Raw genomic sequence first — 8,644 nt, 5'->3', positions numbered from 1 at the left:
TCCGCCCCCGCTCCGGCACCGGCGGCTGCTCCCGCTCCCGCTCCGGCGCCGGCCTCTGCCGCGGCGCCCGCATCCGCCCCTGTTTCCGGGCCCGCAGCCGCTCCTGCTGCCGCTGCTGTCGCAGCCGCCCCTGCTGCTACTGCTACTGCTACTGCTACCGCTACCGCTACTGCTGCAGTTGCCCCTGCCGCGCCCGCGTCGGCCGGCACGCCTGCACCCGCGAGCGGAACCGCGGCCGCACCGGTATCGATGGCGCCAACCGACATCACGCCGGCCCCCGCGTCCGACGCCCCCATCCAGGCCGCCGCATCGATTCCGGCCGGCGCGAGCGCCGCGCACTGAGCGTCATCGGAACGAAGCCCCACCGCCGCCGCGCGCGTGGTGCGGCGCGATCCTGACGCCCGCCTTCAACGCAGCCGCTCGTGCCACGACTGCAGGTTCCCGACCGTGGCCGTCACACCGCCACAGACGATCACCGCAATGCTCGACACGGCGGCCAGCGCCGGCACCGGTACGTCGAGCGCTGCCAGCGCGGCGCCGCACGCGGGCTCGACGACGATCCGGTGCTCATCGAGAAACCGCAGCGACGCCGCCACCGCCGCTGCGTCGGACACGACGACGTTGTGGATCGCGTGCCGTGTCGCCCACTCGACGGCCGCATCGCACGGGCGTTTCGCGCCGAGCGACGTGGCGACGCTCGTGATCTCCGCCAGCTCGACGGGCCGCCCCTGCGCGACTGACCGCGCGTAGCTGTCCGCCCCCACGGTCTCGACCGCGATAACGGGCACGTCGGCCCAGCCGTTGCGCGCCAGACCTTCCAGCACGCCGCACAGCAAACCGCCGCCGCCGACCGCGAGCACGATCGCGCCGGGCTTCGGTCCGGCCGCCGCCATCTCGTCGATCATCGTCGCGTGTCCGTGCCACAGCACCGGATCGTCGAACGGGTGCACGAACGCATCGTGTGGACCGACGATCGATTGCGCGTATGCGTTCGCTTCGGCCCATGACGCGCCGCGCACAACCAGTTCCGCGCCCTCGCCGCGGATCAGGTCCCGCGCACGCGCGGATGTGCTCTCCGGCACGACGACGGTCACCGGCACGCCGAGTTCGCGCCCGCACCACGCGACCGCGATGCCCGCATTGCCGCCCGACGACGACACGAAGCGTCGCGCCCCCGCTGCGCGCCGCGCGTCGCAAACCGCGCCGATGCCGCGCAGCTTGAACGAACCGGACGGCTGCATCGCCTCGATCTTGAGCAGGACATCCTTGCCGAGCCGGCGGGAGAGCGTCTGCGAACGGATATACGGAGTCTGGATATGGAGCGGCATGGGACGATGCATGTAGGACAGGACGACCGCCCGCGGCTCGCGCGGGCCGGCAATGGAAGCGTTCATCGTACGCCGCGTCAGCCATGCCTTCCAATACCATTGGATGCCATTTGCTATGCTTCTTAGGTATATCAAACCAACAGGAACGGCCGCGCATGCGACAAGTCGAATTGCGTCATCTGCGGTACTTCGTGGCGGTCGCCGAGGCCGGCAGCGTGATGGCGGGCTCGCGGGCGGTCGGGATCGTCCAGCCCGCGCTGTCCCGCCAGATCCGCGAACTCGAGGACGCGATCGGCACCCCGCTGCTGGTCCGCCGCGCGACCGGCGTCGCGCTCACGGCGGCCGGCGCAAGCTTCCTGCAGGATGCGCAGCGCATGCTCACGGACCTGCATGACAGCCGCGAGCGCGCGCTGCGCAGCGCGGCCGGCGAACTCGGCGAGCTGCGCCTCGGCGTGCTGCCGAACTACCTGCCGTTGCCGGTCGTGTCGAACGTGCTGAAGGCGTTCCGGGATGCCTGTCCGCACGTGAAGCTGACGATCGCGCCGATGCTGTCGACCGAGCAGGCGGCGGCCATCGCGCGCGGCCAGCTCGACGGCGGGATCATGGCGTGGCGCCACGAAGAAGCGCCGCATCTGTCGGGCGTGCGGCTGCTGCGCGACCGCTTCGTGCTCGCGATGCCCGCGACACCGGGCAGCCGCCTCCACGCACCGGGCGAGCTCACCGCGCTCGCGGACGAACCGTTCGTCTGGTTCGATCCGCAGCGGTCCGCCCCGCATCACCGGTTCCTGATCGAACAGTGCCGGCGCGCGGGCTTCACGCCGCGCATCGCACAGGTCGGCAGCGACATCCCGACGCTGATCGGGCTCGTCGCGGCCGGCATGGGCTGCGCGTTCGTGCCGGAAAGCGCGTCGCCATCGTGTCCGGACACGGTGCGGCTCGTCGCGCTCGACGCGCTGGCCGACCGCTTCGACGTCGAGTTCGTGTTCGACGGTGCCACGGTCTCGCCAGTGGTACGTCAGTTCCTCGCCGCGCTGCGCGCCGCGGGCCATGCGTGATGCGACCGGACGGGCGGCCCGGCGTCGTCCGCGCAGTCGCGCGGTTCGCCCGGTTCGCGCGGTTCGCCCGCGTGATCGCACATCGCCAAGCGCAGCCGTCAACTGACGAACATCATCATCAGGTGCCGCACCAATTCGGGGACCTCCTGCACGACATGCCGGACATCCACCCCCGACACGTAGAGCAGCACCGACAGCGGGGCGAGCCACAACAGTGCAACGACCATTTCCCTCATTCTCGTTCTCCCGACGGCGAGGCGACGCCCCCCGACATTGCGTCACCGCCGAAATTGCCCCGAATGCTGGTATCCGTTCTGTTCGATCGTGCCGACGCCCGGACTTGCGCCGGCATGCCTGTCAATGTCTGTTGCTCGCTGCCGCGCTACGCTGACGCGGTTGTGCCGTACCACGCGATTCACTGCCGCCCGATTGCGCCGTTCCACGCCTGTGTGGCCGGTGCGGGTTGCAAGGACGACCGCAGTCGCTACCGTCCGCGGGATGCGGACACGCCGAACCGGCACATGCCGTGGCATGCGCCGCTCGATACTTCTTCATGCACGTTGATCGTGAGCAGATTTCGTGCCATAGGTCCGGCACTCAGCATCGAAGCGCATCATCCGCCCCGCCCGCCCGGTGCAACTCGCCGGCGCCGGCCATTCCGTTTCCTGCCTGAAACAAGTCGCCGCTCGCGTCGCGACGGAATGCCGCGCGGCAGCACCCGATCGCGGCGGACGGCAACGGATCGCGCCCGCTCTGCCAATCCCGGCGGGCATTCCTGACAAACCTGACATTGGCCGCGTGCCGAGACGACGCGGACGGCGGGCACCGTAAGCTTTCCGAAACGTTGCATGAACGAAACGTAAGCGATCTCGCCGCGGTCGGCCGCGCGCCGGCCGACACCGTTCGCCATTCATGACAACTGGCCATGCAGCGCCAGTCGAGTGGAATAGACGCCAAAAACTGCCGCTTAACGTCGTTTGAAATCGTAACAAGTCGAAATATACTTCGCGCGCATCCAACCCTCGTGCCAAAGAGCGGATGCTTTTTTGCGCCTCGGTTACGACCCCCTCGTGACCGAGGCTTTTTTCGTTTACGTCCTTACGGCGAACCGCTCACCTCTCACCGCCGAAGCCGCCAAAGAACGCGCGCGCATTCGCGTCGAGACTGTCGAGGTGATACCCGCCTTCCTGCACGATCACCGTCGGCAACCCGAGCGCACCGATCGCGTCGCCGAGCCGGCGGAACCCGTCGGTCGTGACCGCGACCTGCGATTGTGGATCGTCCTTGTAGATGTCGAAGCCGAGCGCAAGCACGAGCGCATCGGGCTGAAACCGCGCGAGCGCGCGCAGCGCGTCGTCGAGCCGTTCGAAGAACGCCGCTTCCGGCGCGCCGTGCGGCATCGGCAGGTTCAGGTTGAAGCCATCGCCCGCGCCCGTGCCCGTCTCTTCCTCATAGCCCGCGACGACCGGATAGAAGTTGGTCGGGTCGCCGTGGATCGACACGTACAGCACGTCGTCGCGGCCGTAGAAGATCTCCTGCACGCCCTGCCCGTGATGCATGTCGGTATCGAGGATCGCGACCCGCCGATGCCGGTCGCGCAGCGCCTGCGCGGCGATCGCCGCATTGTTCAGGTAACAGAAGCCGCCCGCCGCGTCGCGCCGCGCATGGTGACCGGGCGGGCGGCACAGCGCGTATGCGGCGCGCGCGCCGTGGTTCACGTCCGCCGCGGCCGCCAGCGCGTCCTGCGCCGACCAGTACGCGGCCCGCCACGTATTCGCGCCGACCGGGCAACTGCCGTCGGCCAGATAGCGCGCCGCCTTCGCGAGCACGCCGCGCAGCGGGTTCGGATCGCGCACGTAGATGTTCGACATCACTTCGTCGCCCCAATCATCGGGCATCCGCTTCCAGTCGCGATGCGCGTCCTCGAGAAAGCGCAGGTAGTTCATGTCGTGCACGGCAGCGATCGGCGCCGTGCCGCGATCGGCCGGTTCGCACACGTCGAACTCGAGCGCGCGGACCGCCGCGACGAGCCGCGCCGCACGCTCGGGCACCTCCTGCGGCGCGCGCATCTGGCCGCGCGACAGATAGGTGCGCGGATGGTGCAGCAACTGTTCGGGGTGAAAGTAGGTTTTCATCCGGGGTCCTCGGTCGGTTGTTCTGTCATGCAGTGTGTGCGGCGCCGACGGGCCGCGCCGCACGGTGAGGCACCCCTCCTTTATCGGCGAGCGCCAAACATTAGTCAAATTTCAAGTTATTATTCGCCGTATAAATTCAGCTAATGCATGGACCGACGTTCCGTCCGGAGACACGATGCGCGCCGACCTCGCCCCCTTCCTGAACGACCGCCTCGACTGGAACCTGCTGCGCACCTACCTCGTGATCATGCAGGAGCGCAGCGTGAGCCGCGCGGCAGCGCGGCTGCACGTGACGCAGCCGGCAGTCAGCCAGGCGCTGCGGCGGCTCGAGGAAGCGCTCGAGCGCCGGCTGATCGAGCGCCGCGGCCCGCATTTCGCGCCGACGCCGGCGGGCGAAGCGGTCTATCGGATCGCCAGCGACATCTACGGCGGCATCTCGCGCCTCGAGACCGAGCTCGACGACCGTACGGCCGACCTCACGGGCTCGATCCGCCTGTTGTCCGTGAGCCGCATCGAATCGCCCGTCTACGACGAATTCCTCGCCGAGTTCCATCGCGCGTATCCGCGCATCGACCTGCAGATCGACGTGATGCGTTCATCGGACATTCAGTCGTCGCTGCTGCAGAAGACCGCGACCGCGGGCCTCGGCCTGTGCCGCACGCCGCACGACAAGCTCGAGATGCGCTGCTTCCTGCGTCAACGCTATGCGATCTATTGCGGCCGCCATCACCGGCTGTTCGGGCAGACGCAACTGCGGATGGAAGACCTGCTCGCGGAGAACTTCGTGTCGTTCACGAGCGACCAGATCGGCGACAGCCTGTCGCCGCTGACCGTGTTCCGCGATCAGAAGGGATTTACCGGCCGCATCGTCGCGTCTTCGCCGAGCCTCGACGAGGTGCGGCGGCTGATCTTCGCCGGCTACGGCATCGGCTGCCTGCCGGAGCACATCGTGCGCGACGACATCGCGCAGCAGCGGCTGTGGCGCCTGCCGCCGGACGACGGGCTCGTCGACGTCGACGTGTTCCTGCTGTGGCATCGCGACCGCAAGATGAACGCGGCCGAGCAGGCGTTTCTCGAGGCGATGGAGCGGTGCATGCAGCGCTACTCGCTCGCGGACCGGCTGGGGAAGTAATGCGGTTGCGCTCGCGTCGCGGGCGCGGCGCGTGATGGGATGAGATAGGTTGAGATGTGGCAGCTCCGGGCGCGCAGCCCGGAGCCGCCGCACCATCAGAAGCGATGCACGATGCCGAGTTGCACGCCACGGGCATTCGCGCCCGGATACGCGAGCGGCAAGCCCGGGTTCGCCGCACCGGCGAGCGTATAGCCGGCCTGGTTGCGGTTGCGCAGGTACGACAGCGCGCCGTAGAAGCTGGTGCGCTTCGACAAGTCGTACTCGTACATCAGGCCGAGCTGGTCCGCGTTGTTGCCCTGCGACGCCTGGTCGTGCAGATACGCATAGCCGAGCGCCACGTAGTTCGCCGGGTTCAGCTGGTATTTCACCGACAGCCCGTAGACCCGCGAGTCGATGCCGAGATCGTCCCATTTCACCGCCGAGAAGCCGCCATAGACGGTCGCCTTGCCGATCGCATAGGACGCACCGGCCATGATCGTGCGGTCCGTCGTCGTCGCGGTCGCGTTCTTCAGCCATTGGCCGGCGACGAACGCGGCGAACGGCCCGTGCTCGTAGGTCACGTCGAACTGCTGGCTCGATCCGGCGGAGCGCACGCCGCCCGCGTCGCCGAACCCGAAATACACGCCTGCCTGGAAGCCGGCGATCTCGGGGCTCTGGTACGACACGGTATTGCTCGTGCGGAATGCGAAGACCGTCAGGTTGTCCATGCCGGACGCCTGCGTGACGCCACCGAACGCATCCTGGCCGCCCTGGTCGTTGAACAGCGGCGAGTTCTGGCGGCCCGCGCGCACCTTGCCCCACTGCCCCGCGACGCCGACCCATGCCTGCCTGTTGAACAGGCTTCCTGATTTCGCAAGCGAACCGTCGTTCGGGTTGAAGCCGTTTTCCAGCGCGAACTCGATCTTCTGTCCACCGCCGATGTCTTCCCCACCCTTCACGCCGAAGCGGCTGCCCCACTGCCCGCCCGAACCGATTGCCGCCGTGTAGCCGTTGCCGGTGTTCACGTACTGCGCGAACTCGTCGATCACGCCGTACAGCGTGACACCATCCTGTGCGCGCGCCGCGCCCGAGCACGCGAGGACGGCAGCCGCGCACGCGCAATGGACGCCGATGCGCGCGAACGGCTGGCGGAACGACGGCACACGATTCATCATTAATTTAGTCATACTATTTATTTGAAAAGACAGCACTGCGCCGGGACGACACTGGCGTGCCGTCCTGCGGTCAGAGAAGTATGGGAGACCGGCCTATGCGCATTGCATTGCATCGCATCGCCGCGATGCGCACCGTTACGCGGTGCGGCCGGCCGGATCGGGCGGCTCCGCGCGCGGCGCGGAGCCTGCGTCGTCAGTTCTTGAGTTCGCCGCCCTCGAACGGCAGGATCAGCCGTTCGGGAATGGTCCGGCGCGACACGCGCGCACCGACGTAATACAGGATCGCCGGGACGACGAGGCCGAGGATCCACGAGATGTCGGTGCCGCCGAGCGCGTCGACGAGCGGCCCCGTATAGATGTGGGTCGACATGAACGGCAGCTGCACGAGGATGCCGACCACATAGATCGTGATCGCCATCACGTTCCAGCGGCCGTAGCGGCCGTCGGGATCGGACAGCGCCGGCACATCGTAGCGGGACTTCGTGAAGCAGTAGTAGTCGACGAGGTTGATCGCGCTCCACGGCGTGAAGAACGCGAGCAGGAACAGGATGAACGCCGTGAATTCCTTCAGGAACGAGTGGCGGCCTGCGAGCGCGATCATCGTCGACACGCAGATCATCCCGAAGATGTACACGAGACGGCTCTTCGACGTCACGGCGCCCTTGCCGCGGAAGCCGCTGATGATCGTCGCCATCGACATGAAGCTGCCGTATGCGTTGAGCGCCGTCACGGTCACCTTGCCGAATGCGATGCTGAAATACAGCAGCGCGGCGACGGCACCCGTCGAGCCGAGCCCGACGATATAGGCGACTTCGTGATGCGCGAACTGCTTGCCGGCGAGCGCCGCGGCGAACACGCCGAACACCATCGCCGCCTGCGCGCCGATCACCGAACCGAGGCCCACCGCGACGAACGTTGCGATCGACGACGTCGAACGCGGCAGGTAGCGCGAGTAATCGGCCACATACGGCCCAAACGCGATCTGCCACGACGCGGACAGCGACATCGAGAGCAGGAAGCTCGCGAGCGAGAAATGCCGGTTCGCGAGCAGCGTGCCGATGTCGTGGTTCGCGAACAGCTGCGAGAACATGTAGACGAACGCGATGATGCCGATCACGCTCGCGATGCGGCCGACAGCGTGGATCGCGCGGTAGCCGAACACGGTCAGCACGACGATCACGCCCGCAAACAGCAGGATGCCGGCCGCGTCATCGACGTGCAGCAACTGCGCGACGGCCTGCCCTGCCAGCACCGAGCCGCTCGCAGAGAAGCCGATGTACATCAGGCACACGAGCACGATCGGGATCATCGCGCCATACACGCCGAACTGCACGCGGCTCGAGATCATCTGCGGCAGGCCGAGCTGAGGCCCCTGCGCGCCGTGCAGCGCCATCACCGCGCCGCCGATCAGTTGCCCGATCAGCAGCGCGACCAGCGACCAGAACACGTCGCCGCCGAGCACGACCGCCAACGCGCCGGTCACGATCGCCGTGATCTGCATGTTGGCGGACAGCCACAGCGTGAACTGGCTGAGCAGCCCGCCGTGGCGTTCCGAATCGGGGATGAAATCGATCGAGCGGACCTCGATCAGGCCTCCGCCGGCTTTTCCACTGGAATTCGTTGACACGAGGAAATCTCCAAATTGCTTAGGATCACAAATGTATCAATCGATACGGTGCGCGTGCCGAGCCGCCTTTAGTGGCTCGTTGGAGTGGAACGCCGTGGATCGCCGGCAAGCGCCAGGCACGCACGGTCAGCACGCTGGCGCGCAATCGGCACGGCTCGTGCCGATATTGCCTGCGGATAATCTTGTATATACAACTTCGATGATATTGGTGAT

7 protein-coding genes are annotated in these 8,644 nt (G+C 67.3%); 2 read left to right on the top strand and 5 right to left on the bottom strand.

The window, feature by feature from the left end; genetic code table 11:
* Nucleotides 1–407: 407 nt before the first annotated feature.
* The gene (locus tag G3N94_RS14885; protein WP_205793230.1) at nucleotides 408–1,328 is read right to left on the bottom strand and encodes a pyridoxal-phosphate dependent enzyme; all 921 of its coding nucleotides are present in this window, start codon (nucleotides 1,326–1,328) and stop codon (nucleotides 408–410) included.
* A 155-nt stretch (nucleotides 1,329–1,483) separates the two neighbouring features.
* Here G3N94_RS14885 and G3N94_RS14880 point away from each other — a divergent pair, with 155 nt between their 5' ends.
* Complete coding sequence (locus G3N94_RS14880) at nucleotides 1,484–2,383, top strand: LysR family transcriptional regulator (RefSeq protein WP_205793225.1); 900 nt, start codon at nucleotides 1,484–1,486, stop codon at nucleotides 2,381–2,383.
* 98 nt (nucleotides 2,384–2,481) lie between these two features.
* On the opposite strand, the gene G3N94_RS42965 is transcribed toward G3N94_RS14880, so the two are convergent.
* Nucleotides 2,482–2,610, bottom strand: coding sequence for a hypothetical protein (locus tag G3N94_RS42965; RefSeq protein ID WP_277398543.1), 129 nt, complete (start codon nucleotides 2,608–2,610; stop codon nucleotides 2,482–2,484).
* Nucleotides 2,611–3,495: 885 nt separating this feature from the next.
* Nucleotides 3,496–4,518, bottom strand: coding sequence for a histone deacetylase family protein (locus G3N94_RS14875; RefSeq protein WP_205793224.1), 1,023 nt, complete (start codon nucleotides 4,516–4,518; stop codon nucleotides 3,496–3,498).
* 175 nt (nucleotides 4,519–4,693) lie between these two features.
* Here G3N94_RS14875 and G3N94_RS14870 point away from each other — a divergent pair, with 175 nt between their 5' ends.
* A complete protein-coding gene (locus G3N94_RS14870) occupies nucleotides 4,694–5,650 on the top strand; it encodes a LysR family transcriptional regulator (RefSeq protein WP_205793222.1) in 957 nt (318 codons plus the stop codon).
* Between the two features lie 95 nt (nucleotides 5,651–5,745).
* On the opposite strand, the gene G3N94_RS14865 is transcribed toward G3N94_RS14870, so the two are convergent.
* Together G3N94_RS14865 and G3N94_RS14860 are read right to left on the bottom strand one after the other, a co-directional pair.
* A complete protein-coding gene (locus tag G3N94_RS14865; protein ID WP_241021860.1) occupies nucleotides 5,746–6,801 on the bottom strand; it encodes a porin in 1,056 nt (351 codons plus the stop codon).
* A 196-nt stretch (nucleotides 6,802–6,997) separates the two neighbouring features.
* Complete coding sequence (locus G3N94_RS14860; protein ID WP_205793220.1) at nucleotides 6,998–8,431, bottom strand: cytosine permease; 1,434 nt, start codon at nucleotides 8,429–8,431, stop codon at nucleotides 6,998–7,000.
* Nucleotides 8,432–8,644 lie beyond the last annotated feature (213 nt).

The sequence above is a fragment of the Burkholderia sp. Ac-20353 genome (assembly GCF_017104785.1).
GTDB lineage: Bacteria > Pseudomonadota > Gammaproteobacteria > Burkholderiales > Burkholderiaceae > Burkholderia.
Note: the sequence above shows the minus strand (reverse complement) of the source record. Positions and strands in the feature narration are given on the sequence as shown.